The following is a 21559-nucleotide window of genomic DNA, read 5'->3' as shown; positions in this document are numbered from 1 at the left end:
TTTTGAATATTTGTTCAAAGATTAGAACTAATGAATACAACGCTTTTAAAAGAAATGATCTCGCAAAATTATATCAGGGTAAACAAACATCCTGAGCATGATTTGTATATTTATAATTATACTCAAAATGCCCAATTTGAGAGAGTCTGGAATGAAATTACTTTAGCCTGTCGGGGCTTGATTTTAGATGGAAATGATAATGTAATTGCACGACCTTTTCCTAAGTTTTTTAATTTGGGTGAAATGGAAAATCAAATGCTTCCCAATACAACTTTTGAAGTGTTTGATAAAATGGACGGTTCGCTTGGCATATTGTACTGGATAAACGATGTGCCATTTATGGCTAGCCGGGGTTCGTTCGCCAGCGATCAGTCGGATAAAGCAAATGAAATGCTTCATGGAAAATATAAAGATTCATGGTCATTACTGGATAAAACCAAAACGTATTTGTTTGAAATTATCTATCCGGAAAACCGAATCGTTTTAGATTACGGAACATCAGAAGAACTGGTTTTACTGGCTGTTATCGATACGCAGTCCGGAGCAGAATTTCCTCTTGAAGATATTGGTTTTCCAATAGTTCAGAAATTTGACGGAATAAAAGAAGTCAGAACTTTATCAGTATTAAACCAGGAAAACAAAGAAGGCTTTGTAATTAAATACGCAGATAATTTTCGGGTAAAAATTAAATTCGAAGAATACCTTCGTTTACACCGAATTGTTACTCAGGTTTCTAATTTGAATATCTGGGAATATTTAAAAAACAATCAGTCATTCGAAGAAATTTTAGAGCGTGTTCCTGATGAATTTTTTAACTGGGTAAAGTTGACTAAAACAAATCTGGAAAATGAGTATAAAGCAATCGAAGCGCAATGTAAAGCTGATTTTAAAACATTAGAATCCCGTAAGGAAACCGCTTTGTATTTTCAAACGTGTAAATATCCAGGTGTTTTGTTTTGGATGCTGGACGGAAAAGAGTATTCAGAAACAATCTGGAAAATGATTCGGCCAAAATTTGAAAAACCGTTTAATAGAGAAGAAGAATAAAATTTAATTTAAACTGCGCAAAATAATTGCGCAGTGACAAAGCTATATTTGTCAAACAAAAATAAAGGTCATGATTATAAAACTTAAATCGGAAAATAAATACTTTTTAGACATTCTTTACAAGAACCCGAACACCGATCAGGGACTTTATCTGAAAGAATTGAAAAACGGGATTTTAATTGGAAATGTAATTGCCGAAAACGAATATCACTGTGTCTTTTTAGACGGCAAGAACAGTTATCTGCCGGAAGAAGGAAATCAAATCGATTTTCAAAGTTACTGCAGTCCGTTGCTGGCATTAAACATCATGACGGAGTTTTTTAATCATTTATACAAAGAAAACAAAGTTTTAAGTGAAACGTTGATTTCTTGGTTAGAGAAAAGTTACGATGAAGTAGATACCGGAAAATGTACAATCGAAGTTCCTACATTCTTTATAGATTCAAACTGGTATAAAAACGAAAAATATCTTTTGTCGAAATATATTGATGGTATATCGCTTCAACACAAAATTGGAAATAATTTCGAATTAAGGATTGAAGGAGCAACGGTAAGGGAAGCAATTCAGAAATTCTCGTTGGTAGCATTATTTACACATTTCACAAACAGGTACGCAGTATACACTTTTATTGATGATTTTTTCATTCAGAAGCATATTACGATGTTTATCAATCTTGCCGGAATTCCGTATTTCGTATTTTATCTTTTTATAAAAAGAATCATGCGTTCGCCGGTGCAGTTTGAGAAGTTTAAACCGCAGTTAGAATCTTATTTTGATAATGAAGTTCAGTTTGTTTTTACAGATACGCATCAGTCGAGAAAAGAATTCATTTGCAGTAAAATTGATTTTGATGAAACTGTTCTGGATTTCGGCTGTGGAGAATTACAATATTTCAAATTATTAAATAAAAGAGGATTTACGCAGGAATATTACGCTTACGATGAGGTCGATTTTAAACACGTTGCAGATAAAATTCAGGCTATTGAAAGAGCAGATCATTTGGTTTGGATTGAAAAATTAGATGAGCTTAAAGATTTTCAAGGCCAGATTATTTTAAGCGAAGTGATTGAACACAATTCGTTAGAAGAAGCAAAATCATTGTTGATCTGGATTCGGGATAATACCAATTTTACGCGATTATTTGTAACAACACCGGATAAAGATTTCAACGTAAATTATGAATTGACAGAAGAGTTCAGACACGATGATCATGATTTCGAATTATCGAATGAAGAATTTGTAAAGTTAATTGAGGTGATTTTTCCAAATCCTAAAACATTTTATGGTGTAGGAGATTGTGTAAAAGGAGTTTACCCGACAAGTGCGGTAATCATTCAAAAAAAGTAAAGAGATGTTAGATTTTAAAGTAAGAAATAGAATAGAGTGGTTCTGCTCAAATAAGATCAATGATTTTTCGCCAACCATTTCCCCAGCGCCAAAAAGCAAAGACAAAAACGAAATCGAAAGCATCGAAGAAGCGGTAAATTATTATTTGAAAAATGGTGTGACTGATTTCGTAGTTCAGAAAAAATATATGGGTTCCTACTGCACGATTTATCTAAAAAGAAATCTCGATGAAACCTATTTTGTTTCACGAAATGGTTTCAAATTAGATCACATCAATTTAGAACAGGCGATAAACAGTCTGAAAGCGTTACATGCCAAAATGCTGCTTGCTTTTCCTGATTTCGAAACACTTTTGATTGCTTCAGAATTGTTGCCGTGGAAAGTTTTAGGAGCGGGATTAATCGAAAAAGAATTCACAGGTTATTATGATGCTTTACAAACGCACAATTTGTATTTGAAAACTTCAGGATTGCTTGAAAAACTGACTGCTGTAAAAAATGAGGAATCCTTTACAGCTTATGTTTCGGATAAAAAGCAATTGACCAGAAAAGAATTTGGCAGTAAATACAAAACGCATATTGTTCGTCAGTATGAAGCTTTGGAGGCAGTAAAAATTCCGGATTTAGATAAGCAGCAGGAATCTTTAACTGTATTTAAAAATCAGATCGATACGTTTGGCACTGAAGGCGAAATACATTTTAAGCCTTTCACGATTTTAAAAGAAGTCAAAATTTCGGGTGAAGAAGTATTGCCAAACAGTAATTTAACGTATGAACTGGTAAATGATGATGCGTTTCTGCATTTAGAAATTACGGCTTCTAATAAAGAAGAAAAGCTAAAAGAGATTTACGCTTTTTTTGAAAAACTGACTGAAGCCAATGAAGAAGGAATCATGATAAAACCGACTCAGAATTACATTAAAAACCTGCCGCCATGTTTTAAAGTCAGAAACAACAATTATCTCACGATGATTTATGGAGTGAATTTTCATCAGGATTTTGAGCATTATATCGATAAGAGAAACGTAAAAAAGAAACTGGAACAATCGATAAACGGCTGGGAAATCAATCAGAAGATGCTTCAGATTCCGTACAAAGATTTAGGCGACGAAAATTATTTAATGCGTTTACTCCTTTTGAAAAGAATCAATAATGAAGAAATAGAAAAAACATTAGACCCAAGATTGTAAGTAAGTCAAAAGTTTAAAGTCATAAAGTTGCAAGTCGAAAGACATTGTCAATATTAACTTTGTACTGTTTTTTACCAGACTTTATGACTTTAGGCTTTGGACTTTATGACAAAAAAAAAATAAAATGAAAAAGATACCTACATTAACGATATTAGTCGGCTGTCCGGCATCAGGAAAAAGTACGTTTGCCGAATGGAAAGTGAGAACTGAAGCCAAAACCATGCGAATCAGTCGTGATGAAATCAGGTTTTCGCAATTTCAGGAAGTAATGGACCAATCGGTAGAAAGCATGATTACGAAGATTATCAATGTGCAGATTAAAACGTTGCTTTCAAATGGATGGAATGTACTTTTGGATACCTGCAATGTAAATCTGGAATACATTAAACAACCTATTGCTGATTTCTCAGAAATGGCCAATATCGAATTTAAAGTTTTTGATTTACCACTCGAAGAACTTTTTAGCCGAAATGATAAAAGAGACCGAAAGGTGCCAAAAAAGGTAATCGAAAACATGTATCACCAATTGCAGAAAACCAAACAAAAATTTGATTTTAAATCCATCAGAAAAGTCGAAAAGAATCTGGAATACTGCGATCAAAACCTAAACCTGCCAAAAGCAATTATCTGTGATCTAGACGGAACACTGGCTTTGATGAATGGGCGGAATCCTTTTGATGCAAGCAAATGTGACGAAGATGAAATCAATAATCCGGTGGCCAATGTGTTGAGAAACTACAAGAAACTTGGATACGAAATATTGCTGGTTTCCGGAAGAGAAGACCGATACAAAGAACCAACATTGCGTTTCCTTCAAAAACACGAAATCGAATACGATGAACTAATCATGCGTAAAACCAAAGACAGCCGAAAAGATTCGATCATTAAAACCGAAATCTATAACGAATTTATAAAAGATAAATACTTCGTAGAATTTGTTTTAGACGATAGAAACCAAGTAGTAGATACCTGGCGAAATGATTTGAAACTGCCGTGTTTTCAGGTGTATTACGGGGATTTTTAGTATTCAATGTAGAGGCGCACTGCAGTGCGTCTAACACAACATATCCTCATTTTATGTCATTTCGAGGAACGAGAAATCTCCACAAGTAACTCCGCAACGAAAGTTCAAGCTTTGTCGAGCTTCTTACGGAGATTTCTCGTTCTTCGAAATGACAAACGTTACGAAAAAAAACTTTGCGACTCCGCGACTTTGCGAGATTTTTTTTACTACAAAGGCATAAAAAAATTTCACGCAGATTCGGCAGATTCCAGCAGATTTAAAATGATTTTTAAAAATAATCTGCGAGCGTCTGCTTAAATCTTTTTTAAATCTGCGTGAAACAAAAACTCAGCGCCTTAATGACAAAAAAAACAAAATAATAATTAACGGTAAAAGAGAGGAAAAAAAAACTTAGCATCTCAGCCTCTCAGAACCTTAGCAACTTTTAAAAAAAATATGAAAACATACATAGACATAGGAATCAACCTAACCAACAAACAATTCCAAAACGACATAGACGATGTCGTACAAGACGCAGTCGACGCCGACGTATCTCAGATGATTCTCACTGGCACGAGCGTACGAAACAGTGAAGAATCTGCTAAAATTGCAAAACAGTATCCGGGGGTGTTGTATGCGACAGCAGGAATTCACCCGCATGATGCGAAAAGTTTTGATACGCAGAGTATTTCGAAATTAAAGAATGTATTACAGCAGAAACAGGTGGTTTCCGTTGGCGAATGCGGACTCGATTTTGATCGGGATTTTTCGCCCCGAAACAAACAGGAAGAATGTTATAAAGCTCAGTTAGAATTAGCGATTGAAGTCCAGAAACCGTTGTTTTTGCACGAAAGAGCTGCTTTTACCCGATTTATGGACATCACAAAAGATTATCTGCCGAAACTGCCAAAAGGTGTTGTGCATTGTTTTACAGGAACACTGCAAGAAGCCAAAACGTATCTCGATAACGGATTTTATCTCGGTTTTACGGGAGCCATTTCAGACGCCAAACGTTTCAGCCATTTAAAAGAAGTGATTCAGTACGTACCGCTTGACCGAATGATGATCGAAACCGATGCGCCGTTTATGCTGCCAAAAAATGTGCCGAACAGTCTTTTGAAAAAATACCACGAACGCCGTTGTGAACCTGCTTTTTTGCCTTTTGTTGCCGGAACAGTGGCACAGTTTAAAGGAATTCCTTTGGATAAGGTGGCGGAGGAAACGACTAGAAATGCTAAAGTCTTTTTTGGGATTTAAGATTTTTCTAATAGCTTTTGAAATAGAATACAGCTGTCCCAACGGCAGGATGAATCGCAATAGCATTTTATTATTTGTAGTAAATGAGTTTAGGAAATGTAATATTTGTTTAATTTGCCTAAAAAATATTGAATGAAATTTATAACCAACAGAACCATAATTCTAAAATCATTTATTGCGGCAATAGCCGTATTAGGAATTAAAAACTTTATCTTTAAACACCTCTCGCTTTACGGACAGGACTTTCACGATTTGATTGAACTGGCTGATATTTCGATTATTTTTACCGGTGCTTTTTTTGTTTTCGGATTACTATTGGCAGCAACGATGACCGATTTTAAAGAAAGTGAAAAAATCCCCGGCGAAATAGCTTCTAACCTCGAAGCCATCAAAGATTGGATTTATCTGGCTTTCAAAGCGCCCAGAACAGGAACTTCTGATTTGTGCCGGGAAGAATTAAACCCCGCTTTTTTGCGTCAGGAAATGATTGCGATTACCGATGGCATTGTGGAATGGATCAATTCCAACGGAAAAGATTCTAATGTTATCTTTCCGTTGATTCGGAAATCAAATGAGATTGCCTATTATTTTGCCGAAAGAGGTGTCGATAAAGAAGCCATAAAAGGCATACAGGAAAACACCAATGCGATGCGGAAACAGCTTACGCGTGCCTATTCAATTTCGAGAAACAACTTCATCAAGCCGGCTTATACCTTGCTCCACAGTATTTTGTTTATTGTAATGTCGCTTTTACTGATTACCAAATTCAAAAGCCCCTCAGCCGATTATCTGGTAACTTCTGCCATAACGTATCTGTTTTGCTATTTGTACTTATTGATTAGCGGTCTCGACGATCCTTTTGATATTTTCAACGGAGATACCAATGTAGATTTAAAACCCATTGACCGATTCAGACAGCGTTTGGTTTCGGATTTTTTGGTTTAAGTTTGATTTTATGTAACTCTGCGGTGTGAGTGTCAAAGTATAAAACTTAAAACATCCTGCAGAATAAAAACTTTGCGACTCTGCGTCTTCGCGAGATTAATTCAAATAGAGGGAAGAAAAAACCTTAGCAACTTAGAATCTCAGTACCTTTTAAAAAATCCCGTATTATTACCTGCTTTAAAGCTTTGTTGTTTATTTACATTTGAAACCAGCCATGAAAGAAAAAATACTCCAAAAATTAAAAGAAATAGAACTGCAAAAAGACGTAGAAATACTCTTTGCCGTAGAATCCGGAAGCCGTGCCTGGGGATTTGCTTCTCCCGACAGCGACTACGATATTCGATTTATCTACAAACACAAACCCGAGTATTATTTGTCGCTTTGGGAACAACCCGACGTAATTGAATTCATGACCGAAGACGATCTTGACGGTTCCGGCTGGGATTTACGGAAAGCCATAAAATTATTAGCAAAATCCAACGCACCTTTGATTGAGTGGTTGTTTTCGCCAATAGTATATTATGCAAATGATGATTTCGCAAAACAAATGCAGGAGATAGCCGTAAAATGTTTTTCGCCAATAGCGGTTTTGCACCATTATTTAGGAACGACAAAAAATTTCATGGAAGTCTGCGAAATGGAAGAAGTAAAACTAAAAAGTTATTTCTACGCCTTACGCACCGCATTAGCCGGAAAATGGATTATAGAAAACAATACGTTTCCACCCGTTGCTTTTGCTGATGTATTGCTAATTGCACCACAAAATATTCAAGACAAAATAGTAGAATTACAAAATATAAAAGCCCATCAGAACGAAAAATACCTGCATCCAAAAGAAGTTTTGATAACTGATTTTTTACTGGAAACCGTAAAATTTAATCAGGAAAATGCAAGTAAGTTGGGGAGTGGGAAGAAGATGAATGAGGAGTTGGATTTGTTTTTTAGGGATTTAATAGAAAAGAATTAATATGAAAGAAGTTTACGATTTAATAATAGATAGAACAGAAAAATTTAAAGATTATTTTTTAGATGACGAAGAGGAAAATATCAAATTTTTTCCAAAATTTAATTCCATTAATATAATAGTTGGAGCTAATAATTCGGGAAAAAGTAGATTTATGAGACAATTGATGTCTATAGATTCGCTAATAGCTATCAATGACTTATTACTAAATCGAGAACTGATTTTAGAATATAATGAGCATGTTAATAATTTTAATAGTACTAAAATACAAGCTTTTTTGGATAATCATAACAAGCGATCTTACAGACAAATTATAGGAGGCGTCGATTCAGCAGAGCAGAAAGCCGAGGTATTTCGAAAAAATAGACTTGGTGAGATAAGGATAGATGATTTTGGAAATATGATTAAGGTTATTGAAGACAATAAAAAAAGACTTAATACATTATTTGGTTACGATGGAATGCAAGAAGATTTTATAAAAGATTATTCTAAAATTGAAATAAATTTTAGAAAAGAATTTAAAAAAATTAAAAGATATTATATTCCAACTTTAAGAAGTGCTCATTCATTATTTCAAATAGCAAAATATGGATCAGAAAAGAAATTAGATGAGCCAGGTGTAAATGATTATGAAAAAATTGAGAAAGATATTTTTCTTCATACTTATTTAAAAAATTATAAAATTGATAAAAGTATTGATGTTTTTACGGGGTTACATTTATATAGAGAAATATTAAATTCTAGGAATTCAGAAAAATCGATAAGAAATCAGTTTGAAAAATTCGAAAAATTTTTGAGTATAAATTTTTTTGACGGTAAACAAATTGACATTGTAGCAAAATTTGATAAAAGTGATAATGAAAAAGGAATTAATGAATCTGAACTAATTCTAATTCATGTTGATGGAGAAAAAGAGACTAGAAAGTTATATGATTTAGGAGATGGAATTCAAGCATTAATCGTTTTGATGTATAAAATTTTTATGGCTGAATCTAATTCTTTTATATTTATTGATGAACCTGAATTAAATTTGCATCCCGGTATGCAAAGACTTTTTTTAGATCAAATTTCCTCTAATCAAGATTTGATAAAAAAAAATTTAAAATATATCATTTCGACACATTCAAATCATTTTTTAGATTTAACAATCGAAAAAGATAATGTTTCTATTTATTCGTTTTCTCCAAGAAGTAATGAATTAAATGATAAACAATTTACGATAAAAAATGTAAATAGGGGAGATAATTCATTGCTAAAAGAATTAGGTGTAAATAACTCTTCTGTTTTTATGGCTAATTGTAGTATTTGGGTTGAAGGAATTTCTGATCGTAATTATATTAAAGCATTTTTGAAATCTTACACTAATTACATTTTAAAAAATGATAAAAAGAAATATGTTAATATAAAAGAGGATATTGATTTTGCTTTTTTTGAATATGCAGGCTCAAATATTGATCATTATGTTTTTGATGAGAAAGTAGAAAAAGATGATGCTGAGGTTGTTTTACAAGACATAAAATCTTTAGCAATTAGTAATAGAATATTCCTTTTAGCAGATTCTGATGCTTCTGAGTCAAATAGTAAAAAAGAATTGAGATTAAAAAAGCTAGAAGAAGCCAAAGCAGATAATTTCATTCCTAAAATTATTTGGAACATAAGAGAGATAGAGAATCTTTTAACAAATGAAATGTGGGAAGAAATTTTAATTGAGCTTTGCAATAAAACGTTGGTTAAGTCACATGAAGATGAGATTTTATTAAAAATTGATGAAGCATTATCTGAAATTGATTCTTCAAATTTTGTAAAAAAATACGTTGGAGAGTTTCTGGAAGCAATAAGAAATAAAATGGGAAAGATTGCTTCAACGTTTATACTTAATCAATCTGCTTATGAAGTAAAGTCAGATGGTTCATTCGGAACTATAATTAACAAAAGAGAATTAAGTGAGTTAGTTTTTAATAAGAAATTTTCATGGGAAGTCTTATCAAAAAACAAAGAGATAGAAAACTTAACAATTGAAATTTATAATTTCATTACGCAAAAATAATGACCATCAATAATATATTTACATTATGCTTAAATACTTACTATTAGCCGTTAACTTCTTCTATTTAACTATTGTTTCTTCACAAAACTTAAAAGAAATAAACTCTCTTGAAGAAGCTGAGAACTTTATTAAATTGAATCCAAAAGCTGAAATTACAACTTTAGAAATTAGTAATGATAGTCTCAATTATTATAAAAATAGATTTCTTGAGAAAGATATGGTAGATAAGGATAGAATTGTAAAAACGGAATCTATTGTATCTATGAGAGTTAGTTATATTTATTTGGATGGTAGTAAGTTAACTATAAATGACATTAATAAAAAAAGAGAAGAGATTATCAAATTATATAAAAAAAATAAATCCTTTGAAGAATTAGCTTCTATTTATAATATGGATGGTAATGTCAATAAAGGTGATTTAGGATGGTTTAATGAAGGTGTTATGCATAAAACATTTGAAGATGCAATTAAAAAGCATAAAAAAAATGACCTGTTTCAAATTGATATTCCTGAAAACAAATGGTACTACGTTGTTTTGAAAACCTATGATGATTTGCCAAAATCTATTTTTTATATTTTGAGCTTACCTGAATAAAATCATAAATCTATGACCATCCAAACCCTAAAATCCCAAACCCTAATCCTTTTCGAAGTCATTTCGGGAAGTAAATCTTTCGGGTTAAATACTCCAACATCAGATACGGATATCAAAGGCGTTTATTATCTGCCTAAAGATAAGTTCTTTGGGTTAGATTATATTCCGCAGATCAGTAATGAAACCAATGATGAGGTGTATTACGAGATTGGTCGTTTTGTAGAATTGCTGCTTAAAAACAATCCTAATATTCTGGAAATTCTGGCTTCGCCGGACGATTGTATTTTGTACAGACATCCGTTAATGGAGCATTTACAACTAAAAAATTTTCTATCTAAACTCTGCAAAGATTCTTTTGCGGGTTATGCCGTAACACAAATCAAAAAGGCGAGAGGTTTAAACAAGAAAATCGTAAACCCAATGCCAAAGGAAAAGAAAAGCCTTTTGGATTTTTGTTATGTTTTAGAAGGTTATAAAACCGTTTCGGTATTAGAATTTCTGACGGAAAATGATTTAAAGCAGGAACAAATTGGTTTGGTCGATCTTCCCAATTCAAAAGGAATGTTTGCGATGTTTTACGATTCCGGGAGAACATTGGGTTATAAAGGCATTATTCAGAAAGAAAACTCAAATGAAGTTTCGCTTTCATCGATTCCAAAAGGTGAAAAACTAATCGGTTATTTATCCTGCAATCAGGACGGGTATTCAAAATACTGTAAAGAATACACCGAATACTGGAACTGGATCGAAAAACGCAATGAAGACCGCTACAACACCAACCAGCAGCACGGAAAAAATTACGACAGCAAAAACATGATGCACACCATCAGACTTTTGCAAACCGCCGAGCAGATTCTTTCAACAGGAAAATTAAATATCAGGGTTTCCAATCGTGAAGAACTTTTAGATATTAAAGCCGGAAACAGAGAATACGATGATTTACTGGAAATGGCGGATAATCTAATTGCTTCAATCGAAAGTTATTATACAACATCAACGCTTCCAGAAAAACCGGATGAGGCAAAAGCTATTCAGACTTTGATCAAAATTAGGGAAGAGTTGTATCTGTAAAATAATTCTATATTTAACATCCAAATCCATGTAACATGAACTACAAATTAACTTTTAAAGAAAGAGCCGAGATAGCCATGAAACAGTTAGAAAAACAGAAACCTGTAACTTTAGAACAAGCAAGGGCACAGGCAAAAAGGCTTAGCGAAATGAGTAAATCAAAAGAAAAGAAGAAAAGAATTTAAAAGAATTTTCTAAATCAAACAAGAATTATATTCCTAAACAACATAACAAATCGCTCCGGTTTCAGGGCGATTTTTTTGTTACTGCAAAATTCAGTTTCAGTAAATCCTCATTTTATTTCAGGGCCAAAACCGGAACAATATCAGATATTTTAAGATTTATACTGCAAAAACAGGTGTTTGTACGCAGTCTTTTCATTTTTTATAGCTCTAAATTTGAATTGTAATATCAAAGCTGGTATTGAACAATAATTTTGGTTTAGAAATGAAAAACTGCAATAAAATCATATGGGTCTGTTCTTTTTTATTCTTTAGTGCCTTGTTGTTTTCTCAAAACGAAAGATTAATTATTGGAAGAACAACAGGAAAACTGGAACTGGATAATACTGTTATCCGAACTTTTGGTTTTGCTGATTCGCTTTCGGGACAGATTACTTTTCCGGGATCTTATATCGATATAAAAGAAGGTAATAGTATCCTTATCGATTTTTGGAATATCTCGCAGGGAAATCCGGTTTCATTATACTGCAGAGAAATTGACTTTGTACAACATGATAAGGAAAACGAGATCATGAAAGAAAAAGAAGCGATTCATCATATGGAACACGGATTTTATTCGTTTCAGGCAAAAAAATCAGGAACCTATTTGTATTACAGTCCCGAAAATTATCCTTTCAATCTTCAGGCCGGAATGTTTGGCGTGATTGTTATTCGGCCTAAAGAAAATGAGTATTCGTCTGTCAAACCTTCGAAAGAAGTAATGTGGTGCAGTAACGAATTAGATACACAATGGCACACTGATGCCATTATGGGAACCGAATATGATCCTTCAAATAAGGCTGTCATTCTACCAAAATACAAACCGAATTATTTCTTAATCAATGGCGAAACTTTAGATAAAAATAAAGGCTTACAGTCCTTGGCGCACAAAAAAGATACGCTTTTGCTTCGGTTAGTAAATGCAGGTTTATATGAGCACGAAATCGTGTTTCCGTCCCGGACAAAACTTCATTTACTGTACGGTAAAGACTTCAATATCAAAACAGTATCAAAAGGATATCAGCTAAAGCTGCACCCGGGCGAATGTTTCGAACTGCTGGCTTATTTAGGCGATACAGCAGAAACAGAAAAAATCAAATATCGTTTTATAAATTCCGCTTCAAAGAAGACAAATTACAAAGCGGCAATTCCTGTCTTTTATTAATAATTTAAACCCATTTATCATGAAAATAAGACTACTTTGCTTTATTCTTCTTCTTTCGTTTTCGTTCGCTTTTGCACAAACCAAACCTACTTTTTCTGTTGTAGGAAGTTCAGTAAACAAAGAAAGCGTGCAAAAAAGCAAAAGACTGGATATTTCTAAAATCAAAGTCGAAAATATTTCGGATGGACCAATTTACCTCGTTTGGGAAACGATATACAATTCATTTCCAAAAGAATGGGACTGCTCGATGTGCCAGCACGGAGCCTGCCAGATCGGAATTCCGAAAGGTTCTGCTTTTAGAAAGCTCAATGCCGATCAGCAGGGATTTATTGCCATTCATGTAATTCCTGCCAACAAAACAGGAAGCGGTACGGTAAAATTTAGAATCTATGATAAAGCCAATCCCGAATATGCCAAAGTTTTAACCTTTGAAGTAGAAGCACTTTAACCTAAATAAACAAATCAACAGTAACCTTAAAAAATCAGCAAAATGAAAAAGAAAATTACAGTACTCCTTATTATTCTGATAACGGGCCTAAGCCATGGTCAGAATAAAAATAAAATACAATACGTTCGGCACAATGCCAATACGCCCGAAGGAAAAGCAGATCTTGAGGCCATGAATGTGGCTTTTAAAAAAATGCGCGAATTGGGCTGTGAGAAAGGACTTTCCTGGTATTATCAGGGCGCAATACATAATATTCCGAATGAAATTGAGGGAAAAAATAAACTTTGTCCGGAGTATCAGACTTTCAAAGACAAATTATGGGCGTGGAGTGATTGTACGCATAAAAGAGAATCACCAAGTTCAGATCTGAATTTTCTTTTATGGCACAGAATGTACATTTGGCATTTAGAACAAATTGTACGCGATTTATCGGGAAAGAAAGATTTTGCTCTGCCGTATTGGAATTACGGAAGCACGGAAACGGTTGACAATATTATGCCGGAAAAAATAAGGGATAAATCGGGGGCACTTTATATACAATCCCGATACAGTATTCTTAATAACGGAAAACCAATTCTTGCAGATCAGGTAGAATCCATTCAGTTAGCTCTTAATGAGTTAAAAACAAACCCGTCGTTTTCAGGATCGGCAGGATTTAGTAAAAGTTTAGAAAAAGCGCCTCATGGTTATATGCATGATCTTATTGGAGCAGAGTATGCTGATCCGGCAGAAACTTTTTACAACGAAATTTATCAGAAGGATAATTTTTCTGGATTGATGGCAAATGTTCCTTCGGCAGGATTTGATCCGGTTTTCTGGCTGCACCACAGTATGATTGACCGAATTTGGGAATCCTGGGATGTCTCGGGTTACGGTCAGCGCCCGACACGTGAAGACCTCAAAGCCAATCCGTGGCCTTATGAATTTATAACTCCAAGCGGCGGTCACGTAAGTTATACAATGGATGAAGTGTATGATATCGTTTTTAATTTAGATTATAAATATGATAATTTGCTTTATGGGTCTAAAGTTCCGGTTTTGGCAGCTAATACGGCAAAACCGAAAAAAGTAATTGCTTTTCAGGACTCAAATGAAAAAATTATATGGGAGCAAAAAATAGGAAAAACACTTAACAGCACTGCTTTTGCTCACAAAGTGACGAGTCAGCCTGCAAAGAATACAAACAAAGTTTTTAGAGCCGAACCGAATGCTAAAATAGTGCTAAATCTGGATGTTGTGGTTTACAAAGAGCCAAAAGATTATTATACCGTTTATCTTCGTTATCCCGGAAAAAAAGATCAATATGTCGGGGTAATGACTTTCTTTGGCGTAGCACACGATCACGGAATGGAAGAGAATCACGGCATAAGCGAAAATGGGGTAAAACTTAATTTTGCCTATTATATTTCAGATGATTTATCAAATTCAGCCAGTGATTTCGAAATCATCATAAAAAAGACCGGAACAGGAGATGCAAAAGTAACACTCGAAAAAATAAGTCTAGCCAGGATTAACTAACCGAAAAATAGTTACCAATAAAAACCCAAACCCTGCCAATACCAATTGGCAGGGTATTTTTTTGAAATCAAAAACTACTTTTATAGTCAGGTTGTAAGCATTATTTTTAACATTAAAATAAGGTTATCTCAGTATAATCCTATTTTTTAATTTAGTATTTTACATCTTTCAAAATAAAAGCCGGTATTAATGAATATAAGCATCTCTGTTAAACAATTAGGAAAAAAACATCCGCTCCTGCAGGAAAAAAGTATAGCGCTGGCTATAGAAAATTCTGTAATTACCACGCAACAACTCATAGAATCGATTGTAGATCATCAGGTACAGTTATTCAATGCATCTTCATTTGAGTTTGAAGACGAAGACAAAATCCATTTTCCAAAAGAAAATTACCTTCCCATCTTAACCGATACGGGAAAAGCAGGTTTCGGGGCAATTTACAACCACAACAAAGTCAATCTGGCAAAAGCACAGGAAACAGCTATTCAGGCTTTCGAAGACGGTTTATATGTTGTTTTCTATGGTGACGATCAATTGGAAACGCTAACGAAACAAATTGATTTGTCTCAAAATAAAGCGATTACGTTTATCAGGCTGACCTTTTTGGCGGGAAGCTACTGGTAGTCAATATCAATGGCAATATCAATTTCAAAAAAATAATTTAAATGTCAATTTCAAAAATAAATTAAGTCAGTTATTATAGTAAGTGACATTTAGTTCAATAAAATACGTAACAACGATAACTCAAAGCCCACAGCCTAAACTCATAACTTATAATCCATAACTTCAAAATCATGACGATAGAAGATCTTTTAAAAAGTAAAGTAATTGAAAATCCAATTAAGAGATTTAAAAAAGAACTGGAAGAAATTGTAAACAGTAATCTGGTTTCTAAATTATTATTAAAAACAAAACTGAAAAAAGAAGTGGCGGAGTTTGGTCTCGAACTGCTGAAACTTAAGGACAATTATTACAGTAATTATATTTCTTTAGGATCAAAAGAAGCCGAAAAGTTTGCTGCTTTGATACAAGAGAATTTGTGGGAAGACAAAAATTACTACGATTTGCTGCTTTATTTTTTCGGAGAAGAAAACGCGGCTTATGTAAAAGAAGCCTGGAACAGACTACCTCAAAAAATGTATCAGGATGGGTATACAAGACGTTCTTTTAGGGCGCCAAACCATAAAAATTATTTGTTGGTTAATCAGGTCAATTTTCTACGCTCTTTATTAAACGGACCGAGTAAATACAATTATCAGGACAGCACTACTTTTTACTATGATTTGAGTATCGAAGACGAAATTCGTTATGATACCGAAATTTCAAATTCGGTTAATAAGTTCATGGTTTGGTCGGCAGCGCTGGATGCTGGTAAAGAAGGTTTTTTTCAATTATTCGAAGACATAATCTTCAATAAAGAGCCACACGGAAAAGTGTCCAGAAATATCATTAAAGCGCTTTTAAACAGCGAAAAACAAGAAAACTGGGAGTTGGTAGAAAAACTGCTTCTTGCGGCTCAGCGTCAGGAAGGCTTGCGACAGACGGTTTTAGAAGCTTTAGACGAAACGAGTATCGGAGCTTTGCAATACATGATTAAAGTGCTGATAGATAATAAACTGACCCGTTTTTCATCGGTTGTAAGAGCGATCGATACGTGGACAGGTCTGGGCTGGGAATCTGAAAAAGAAACTACGGTTCGAAATATTATCGAATTGGCTTCAGGCTATTTTTCAAATCCGGAAACAATTCCGACTGGTGTTAAAAGCAAAAATAATAACGAAGTCTATATGGCGCTTTGGGTTCAGGGCGTTTTTGATGTAGAGAAAACAGTTCCGTATCTGAATGAATTACTACAAAACGGTACGGTTGAAAAGAAATCGCTGGCACTGAAATTTGCCGGGGAAACGAACGACCCCTATATCGAAATGCCGCTGTATTTTAAAGCATTAGAAGATGATAATCTACAGGTTTTGGCATTTGCAGTTCCAAGAATGAATGCTTTGCTGGAAGCGAACACAAAATCGAAGTTTTATATCGAAAATACGGATTATCCGAATTTCTTTGATAAAGTGTATCATCTCGCGCAAACTATTACCGAAAAAGAAAAAACGTTTGAAGGGAAAGTTTTTTCGTGGCTGAATATCAAGTTCGAAAGAGATACGCTTTTCTCTTCAGCTATTAATTTGGTGGGCGATAACAACGAAAGATTAAAAACGGTTTTAAATCATTTTGAAGGCTTTTCGATTCACTTAAGGGAAAAACTGACCCGAAATTTATTAGGCAGTTTTTACAGTTATTCTTTCAACAGTCATCAAAACAATAATGATAAAAAAGAACCAACCGATTTTCAGAGGAGTTTTGCGCTGCGAATTCTAAAGGATAGAGGGGAATCTCTTGTGGCTTCGGCGGTTAATGTTTTGAATAATCTGAGTTTAACCGAAGAGGAATTAGCCGGTTTTCAGGAATTGTTTAAACGTAAAAATTCGAATTTAAAGAAGAATTTAACGGCAATTCTGATAAAACAAGAAGACCAAAAAGTGATCAATTTTGTTCATCAGACTTTAGAAAAAGGCGATTTAGAACAGCGTATGTCGGTTTTGGATTTGATGCTCCAGCTTCAGAAAAATAACAAACTGACAGATAAAGTAAATGACTGGGTAAAAGAATATCAGCAAAGACCGAAAATTACCGAAAAAGAAACCAAATTTATCGAGCAGTTAGAGCCTTCTAAAAAGAAAGATCTTTTAAGTGCAGAAAACGGTTATGGGTTTTTTACGCCAAATGAATTTTCGCCTTACGAACTGCCAAAACCAAAAGCAGATTCTTTGTATGCAAAAGCGGTAAAAGCAGAACAATACGGTTTCTCCAAATCGATGTCGCATATTAAAACTGAGATCGAGAAGCTTTATAAATTGTATGAAGCGAACAGAAACTACGAATACGAAATTGAGAACTACGACAACAGCAAATCGACTGTTTTGCTTGGCAATACGTTTAGAACATTAAAAAATCTAAAAGACGAAAAAGACTCAGAATTAGCAGCAACCAATTATCCGTTGTATGAGGTTTGGGCAGAATGGTTTGAAAAATCAGGTTTAGCCGAAAGAGATTTGTTTTTAATGACACTGGTAAGCAATTGTGACCGAAAAATCTGGAGGGATTTTCTGGAAAAGCATGTTTTTTATTATAAAGAATTATTGCCGCACCAAAACAAAAGAGGCTACGATTGGGATAATGCTATTTTGCAGATTTTAAATGCTTTACAATTAAAATATTCCTTTGAAGAAAAAGCCGATTTCCTAATCGACGCCTGCAGCAATTTGTATGCTGATCTTCCGAAATCGGTAATCGAGTTTGAATACAAACCTGCTAAAGACGAGTATTATTACAATAATAACAACGGGAATGGCTGGCAGAGTCAGGGCTTTTTTGATATCTACCTGAACAAAATCGGATTGCTTGATTTAACAAAAGAACAAAATGCAAAAGTATGGAATCTGTACAGGTGGAGACAACTAAACGGTTTAGAAAAAAACAGATCTTTTGCCAAACCGCCAATTCATTTGTATTGTGTTGCATTTGAGCAAAAATTAATTACTGAAGGCGAATTGTATGAAGGTATTTTAGAAAGTGAAAGAATTTCTGTTTTAACTAGCGAAACCAAACATTACAGAAATTTTGGTAGTGAGGATTTAATTAAAAGATTTCCGTTTCTGGTTCAGATGATCGATAAAATCAGGGAAACATTTTTGGATGTTGAGGTCAAAAGAGGCGATTCTAATACTTCGGTAACACATTTGGTGCAGAGTTTCCAGAAGATTTTTGGCGCCAACCGTTTGGTCGAACTAATTACAGCTCTCGGAAAAGCAAGTTTGTACAAAGGTTATATCTATTCGTGGGGGTATACCGATTTAACGAAACAGAAATTATTCAGTTTCTTATTGAAAAGATGTTATCCGTTGGAAACCGATACACAGGAAAGTTTTGATGCATTAATTAAAAAAGCCAAAATCTCAGAAGAAAGATTGATTCAGACGGCTATTTATGCACCGCAATGGCAAAAGTTTATCAGCAGTTATTTAGACTGGAAGGGTCTGGATGAAGGAATCTGGTGGTTTCATGCGCACACCAAAACGGCTACTTACAGTGCTACTAATTCAGAACTGGAAAGTGAAGCGGCAAGATTTTCGACTTTAGATTTGCAGGATTTTAAAGATGGCGCTGTAGATAAAGACTGGTTTACATCGGCTTACAAAAAATTAGGAAAAGCAAAATGGGAACTTTTATACGAATCTGCCAAATATGTAACAGACGGAAACGGTCACAGACGTGCGAGATTGTACGCCGACACGATTACGGGAGATTTAAAAATTAGAGAAGTTACCGCCAAAGTAAAAGACAAACGCGATCAGGATTATTTAAGGGTGTACGGATTAGTTCCTTTGAGTAAGGCAAGTCCGGAAAAAGATATTTTGGCACGTTACGAATATTTACAACAGTTCAAAAAAGAAAGCAAAGAATTTGGTTCGATGAAACAGGCGAGTGAAGCTTTGGCCATTCGTGTGGCTTTAGAAAATTTAGCGAGAAATGCCGGTTATCCGGATCCCGTTCGTCTGACCTGGGCAATGGAAACGAAGCAAGTTCAGAATATCTTATCAAAAGAAACCGAAGTGGTTTTAGATGATGTTACGATTAGTTTGGTCATTAACAAAGAAGGAAATGCTGATTTGGTTACTTATAAAGCAGGGAAAGAATTAAAATCGATTCCGCCAAAATACAAAAAAGACAAAGGCATTCTGGAATTGACAAATTGCAGAAAAACTATGCGCGAGCAATGGACGCGTTCAAGAAAAGGTCTGGAAGAAAGCATGATTCGCGGAGACGAGTTTTTATTCGCAGAAATGCAGAATCTTTTTGAACATCCCATTATTTCGAAACATTTAGAAAAATTAGTTTTTATCTCAAACGACGATCAGATTGGTTTTTATGTCGATGGAAGTTTGGTAACGGGTTTAGGAGAAATGATTTCATTAAATGAAAAGCAGACTTTTAGAATCGCGCACTGTTTTGATTTACACAAAAATAATGTTTGGGTTGATTATCAGAAATATTGTTTTGATACTAAATTACAACAGCCGTTTAAACAGGTTTTCAGAGAATTGTATGTTCCAACGCCAGATGAATTGAAAGAAAAATCAATTTCGAGACGTTACGCCGGACATCAGGTTCAGCCGAATCAAACTTTAGCTTTATTGAAAACAAGGGGCTGGAAAGTAGATTATGAAGAAGGATTGCAGAAAGTTTTCCATAAAGAAGGTTATCAGGTAAAAATGTATGCGATGGCAGATTGGTTTTCGCCAGCAGATGTTGAAAGTCCAACTTTAGAAACGATTGAATTTCATTCTTTAAAAGAGTATAAAAACATTGCCTTTGAAGATATCAATCCGAGGATTTTCTCAGAAGTTATGCGTGATATTGATTTGGTTGTAAGTGTTGCCCATGTTGGCGGAGTAGATCCGGAAGCAAGTCATTCTTCTATCGAAATGAGAGGCGTTTTATTGAGAGAAACATTGCGATTATTTAAAGTTAAAAATGTTGAAATCAAAGAAAATCATGCTATTATAAAGGGGCAACTGGCGGATTACAGCGTACATTTAGGCAGTGCGGTGGTGCATCAGCTTCCGGGTAAATATTTATCGGTTCTGCCGATTCATTCGCAGCACAGAGGACGTTTGTTCCTTCCATTTGCAGATGATGATCCGAAATCGGCTGAAGTAATGTCTAAAGTTTTATTATTTGCCAAAGATAATGAAATTCAGGACCCAACTATTTTAAGTCAGATTGATAAAACCTATGCTTAAGATTAATAATAGAGAAAAGGCTGTTCAATAATAGAACAGCTTTTTTTAATCTGTTTTTGAAAAACACAATCCTGTTTTTCACTTTAAGATAAAAAAGACTAAGTTGTAGTCAGAAACAAAAAAAGAACATTACTTTATCGAAGCTTTAACTTCAAAAAAAATGACAAATCTGAAAAACCGAGGAAAAGAAGCCAGTGACGATACACTCTTTGGAACTTTAAAAATGCAACAAAAGCTAAAAGAAGCTGTTACTGATATGCATTACTTTCTGAGCAGAGATTATGGCGAAAAAGCAACATTAGTTTTGGTCGGAAACCGCTATCGTTTAAATTCGCGTCAGCAACAGGCGGTTCGAGGAATAAGCGCTTCTCAAAATCAAATTGAAGACCGAAAATCAAAAGAAATTCAAAGTCAGGATCTGGAAGGAAAAGAAATTGTTATTGATGGTTTTAATGTCTTAATTTTGCTGGAAAGTATCTTGTCAAAAGCTTATGTGTTCAGGGGATTGGATGGTTATATAAGAGATTTGTCAAGTGTTTACGGAACTTACAGAAAAGTAAACCAAACATCGCAGGCTATTGACATTATAATTGATTTTTTTAGAAATGAAAAGGTAAAAACGGCACATTGGCTGTTTGATAAACCGGTTTCTAATAGCGGAAAATTAAAACAAATAATTGAAGAAGTCGCTTTGCAAAATGGTTTAGACTGGAAAGTAGAACTGGTCAATAATCCGGATAAAGTTATGGCAGAAAGCAATCAGATTGCTGTAACATCTGATGCATGGATTTTAGATCATGCTGTGGCAAATTTTAATTTGATGAAACATGTTTTGACTCATCTCGATATAACGGAGACTATAATTAGCATTGAGTAAAAT

General features: G+C 34.3%; 17 protein-coding genes. All 17 read left to right on the top strand.

Annotated features, from left to right (window positions below):
* Positions 1-30 precede the first annotated feature (30 nt).
* The 17 genes from FLACHUCJ7_RS10810 (at position 31) to FLACHUCJ7_RS10730 (ending at position 21556) form a co-directional block, all read left to right on the top strand.
* On the top strand, positions 31-1047 hold the full coding sequence (locus FLACHUCJ7_RS10810) for an RNA ligase (protein WP_180908920.1): 1017 nt from the start codon (positions 31-33) through the stop codon (positions 1045-1047).
* Positions 1048-1117: 70 nt separating this feature from the next.
* Complete coding sequence (locus FLACHUCJ7_RS10805; RefSeq protein WP_180908919.1) at positions 1118-2395, top strand: class I SAM-dependent methyltransferase; 1278 nt, start codon at positions 1118-1120, stop codon at positions 2393-2395.
* A gap of 4 nt (positions 2396-2399) precedes the next feature.
* Entirely contained in the window at positions 2400-3584 is a 1185-nt protein-coding gene (locus FLACHUCJ7_RS10800; protein WP_180908918.1) for a DNA ligase-like domain-containing protein, read from the top strand.
* 124 nt (positions 3585-3708) lie between these two features.
* Positions 3709-4608, top strand: coding sequence for a phosphatase domain-containing protein (locus tag FLACHUCJ7_RS10795; protein WP_078226288.1), 900 nt, complete (start codon positions 3709-3711; stop codon positions 4606-4608).
* Positions 4609-5043: 435 nt separating this feature from the next.
* The gene (locus tag FLACHUCJ7_RS10790) at positions 5044-5844 is read left to right on the top strand and encodes a TatD family hydrolase (protein WP_180908917.1); all 801 of its coding nucleotides are present in this window, start codon (positions 5044-5046) and stop codon (positions 5842-5844) included.
* 132 nt (positions 5845-5976) lie between these two features.
* Positions 5977-6789 carry a hypothetical protein gene (locus tag FLACHUCJ7_RS10785; protein ID WP_180908916.1) on the top strand — a complete coding sequence of 271 codons (813 nt, stop codon included), beginning with the start codon at positions 5977-5979 and terminating at the stop codon, positions 6787-6789.
* A gap of 214 nt (positions 6790-7003) precedes the next feature.
* Positions 7004-7756 carry a nucleotidyltransferase domain-containing protein gene (locus FLACHUCJ7_RS10780; RefSeq protein WP_180908915.1) on the top strand — a complete coding sequence of 251 codons (753 nt, stop codon included), beginning with the start codon at positions 7004-7006 and terminating at the stop codon, positions 7754-7756.
* Between the two features lies 1 nt (position 7757).
* Positions 7758-9800, top strand: coding sequence for an AAA family ATPase (locus FLACHUCJ7_RS10775; RefSeq protein WP_180908914.1), 2043 nt, complete (start codon positions 7758-7760; stop codon positions 9798-9800).
* A 25-nt stretch (positions 9801-9825) separates the two neighbouring features.
* A complete protein-coding gene (locus tag FLACHUCJ7_RS10770) occupies positions 9826-10395 on the top strand; it encodes a peptidylprolyl isomerase (protein WP_180908913.1) in 570 nt (189 codons plus the stop codon).
* A 12-nt stretch (positions 10396-10407) separates the two neighbouring features.
* The gene (locus FLACHUCJ7_RS10765; protein WP_180908912.1) at positions 10408-11466 is read left to right on the top strand and encodes a nucleotidyltransferase domain-containing protein; all 1059 of its coding nucleotides are present in this window, start codon (positions 10408-10410) and stop codon (positions 11464-11466) included.
* 35 nt (positions 11467-11501) lie between these two features.
* Positions 11502-11651, top strand: a complete 150-nt coding sequence (locus FLACHUCJ7_RS10760; protein ID WP_180908911.1) for a hypothetical protein — start codon at positions 11502-11504, stop codon at positions 11649-11651.
* Positions 11652-11913: 262 nt separating this feature from the next.
* Positions 11914-12852 carry a multicopper oxidase domain-containing protein gene (locus FLACHUCJ7_RS10755; RefSeq protein ID WP_230408811.1) on the top strand — a complete coding sequence of 313 codons (939 nt, stop codon included), beginning with the start codon at positions 11914-11916 and terminating at the stop codon, positions 12850-12852.
* A gap of 19 nt (positions 12853-12871) precedes the next feature.
* A complete protein-coding gene (locus tag FLACHUCJ7_RS10750) occupies positions 12872-13300 on the top strand; it encodes a hypothetical protein (protein WP_180908910.1) in 429 nt (142 codons plus the stop codon).
* A 42-nt stretch (positions 13301-13342) separates the two neighbouring features.
* The gene (locus FLACHUCJ7_RS10745; RefSeq protein WP_078226295.1) at positions 13343-14818 is read left to right on the top strand and encodes a tyrosinase family protein; all 1476 of its coding nucleotides are present in this window, start codon (positions 13343-13345) and stop codon (positions 14816-14818) included.
* Between the two features lie 189 nt (positions 14819-15007).
* Positions 15008-15442: a hypothetical protein gene (locus tag FLACHUCJ7_RS10740; RefSeq protein ID WP_180908909.1), complete on the top strand. Its 435-nt coding sequence runs from the start codon at positions 15008-15010 to the stop codon at positions 15440-15442.
* A 170-nt stretch (positions 15443-15612) separates the two neighbouring features.
* Entirely contained in the window at positions 15613-20679 is a 5067-nt protein-coding gene (locus tag FLACHUCJ7_RS10735; protein ID WP_180908908.1) for a DUF4132 domain-containing protein, read from the top strand.
* A gap of 160 nt (positions 20680-20839) precedes the next feature.
* Positions 20840-21556 carry a DUF434 domain-containing protein gene (locus FLACHUCJ7_RS10730; protein ID WP_180908907.1) on the top strand — a complete coding sequence of 239 codons (717 nt, stop codon included), beginning with the start codon at positions 20840-20842 and terminating at the stop codon, positions 21554-21556.
* Positions 21557-21559 lie beyond the last annotated feature (3 nt).

Source organism: Flavobacterium salmonis (assembly GCF_903819435.1).
Taxonomy (GTDB): domain Bacteria; phylum Bacteroidota; class Bacteroidia; order Flavobacteriales; family Flavobacteriaceae; genus Flavobacterium; species Flavobacterium chungangense.
Note: the sequence above shows the minus strand (reverse complement) of the source record. Positions and strands in the feature narration are given on the sequence as shown.

Coding starts and splice junctions, on each gene's coding strand:
- FLACHUCJ7_RS10810 (WP_180908920.1), top strand. CDS start 31: ATGAATACAACGCTTTTAAAAGAAATGATCTCGCAAAATTATATCAGG.
- FLACHUCJ7_RS10805 (WP_180908919.1), top strand. CDS start 1,118: ATGATTATAAAACTTAAATCGGAAAATAAATACTTTTTAGACATTCTT.
- FLACHUCJ7_RS10800 (WP_180908918.1), top strand. CDS start 2,400: ATGTTAGATTTTAAAGTAAGAAATAGAATAGAGTGGTTCTGCTCAAAT.
- FLACHUCJ7_RS10795 (WP_078226288.1), top strand. CDS start 3,709: ATGAAAAAGATACCTACATTAACGATATTAGTCGGCTGTCCGGCATCA.
- FLACHUCJ7_RS10790 (WP_180908917.1), top strand. CDS start 5,044: ATGAAAACATACATAGACATAGGAATCAACCTAACCAACAAACAATTC.
- FLACHUCJ7_RS10785 (WP_180908916.1), top strand. CDS start 5,977: ATGAAATTTATAACCAACAGAACCATAATTCTAAAATCATTTATTGCG.
- FLACHUCJ7_RS10780 (WP_180908915.1), top strand. CDS start 7,004: ATGAAAGAAAAAATACTCCAAAAATTAAAAGAAATAGAACTGCAAAAA.
- FLACHUCJ7_RS10775 (WP_180908914.1), top strand. CDS start 7,758: ATGAAAGAAGTTTACGATTTAATAATAGATAGAACAGAAAAATTTAAA.
- FLACHUCJ7_RS10770 (WP_180908913.1), top strand. CDS start 9,826: ATGCTTAAATACTTACTATTAGCCGTTAACTTCTTCTATTTAACTATT.
- FLACHUCJ7_RS10765 (WP_180908912.1), top strand. CDS start 10,408: ATGACCATCCAAACCCTAAAATCCCAAACCCTAATCCTTTTCGAAGTC.
- FLACHUCJ7_RS10760 (WP_180908911.1), top strand. CDS start 11,502: ATGAACTACAAATTAACTTTTAAAGAAAGAGCCGAGATAGCCATGAAA.
- FLACHUCJ7_RS10755 (WP_230408811.1), top strand. CDS start 11,914: ATGAAAAACTGCAATAAAATCATATGGGTCTGTTCTTTTTTATTCTTT.
- FLACHUCJ7_RS10750 (WP_180908910.1), top strand. CDS start 12,872: ATGAAAATAAGACTACTTTGCTTTATTCTTCTTCTTTCGTTTTCGTTC.
- FLACHUCJ7_RS10745 (WP_078226295.1), top strand. CDS start 13,343: ATGAAAAAGAAAATTACAGTACTCCTTATTATTCTGATAACGGGCCTA.
- FLACHUCJ7_RS10740 (WP_180908909.1), top strand. CDS start 15,008: ATGAATATAAGCATCTCTGTTAAACAATTAGGAAAAAAACATCCGCTC.
- FLACHUCJ7_RS10735 (WP_180908908.1), top strand. CDS start 15,613: ATGACGATAGAAGATCTTTTAAAAAGTAAAGTAATTGAAAATCCAATT.
- FLACHUCJ7_RS10730 (WP_180908907.1), top strand. CDS start 20,840: ATGACAAATCTGAAAAACCGAGGAAAAGAAGCCAGTGACGATACACTC.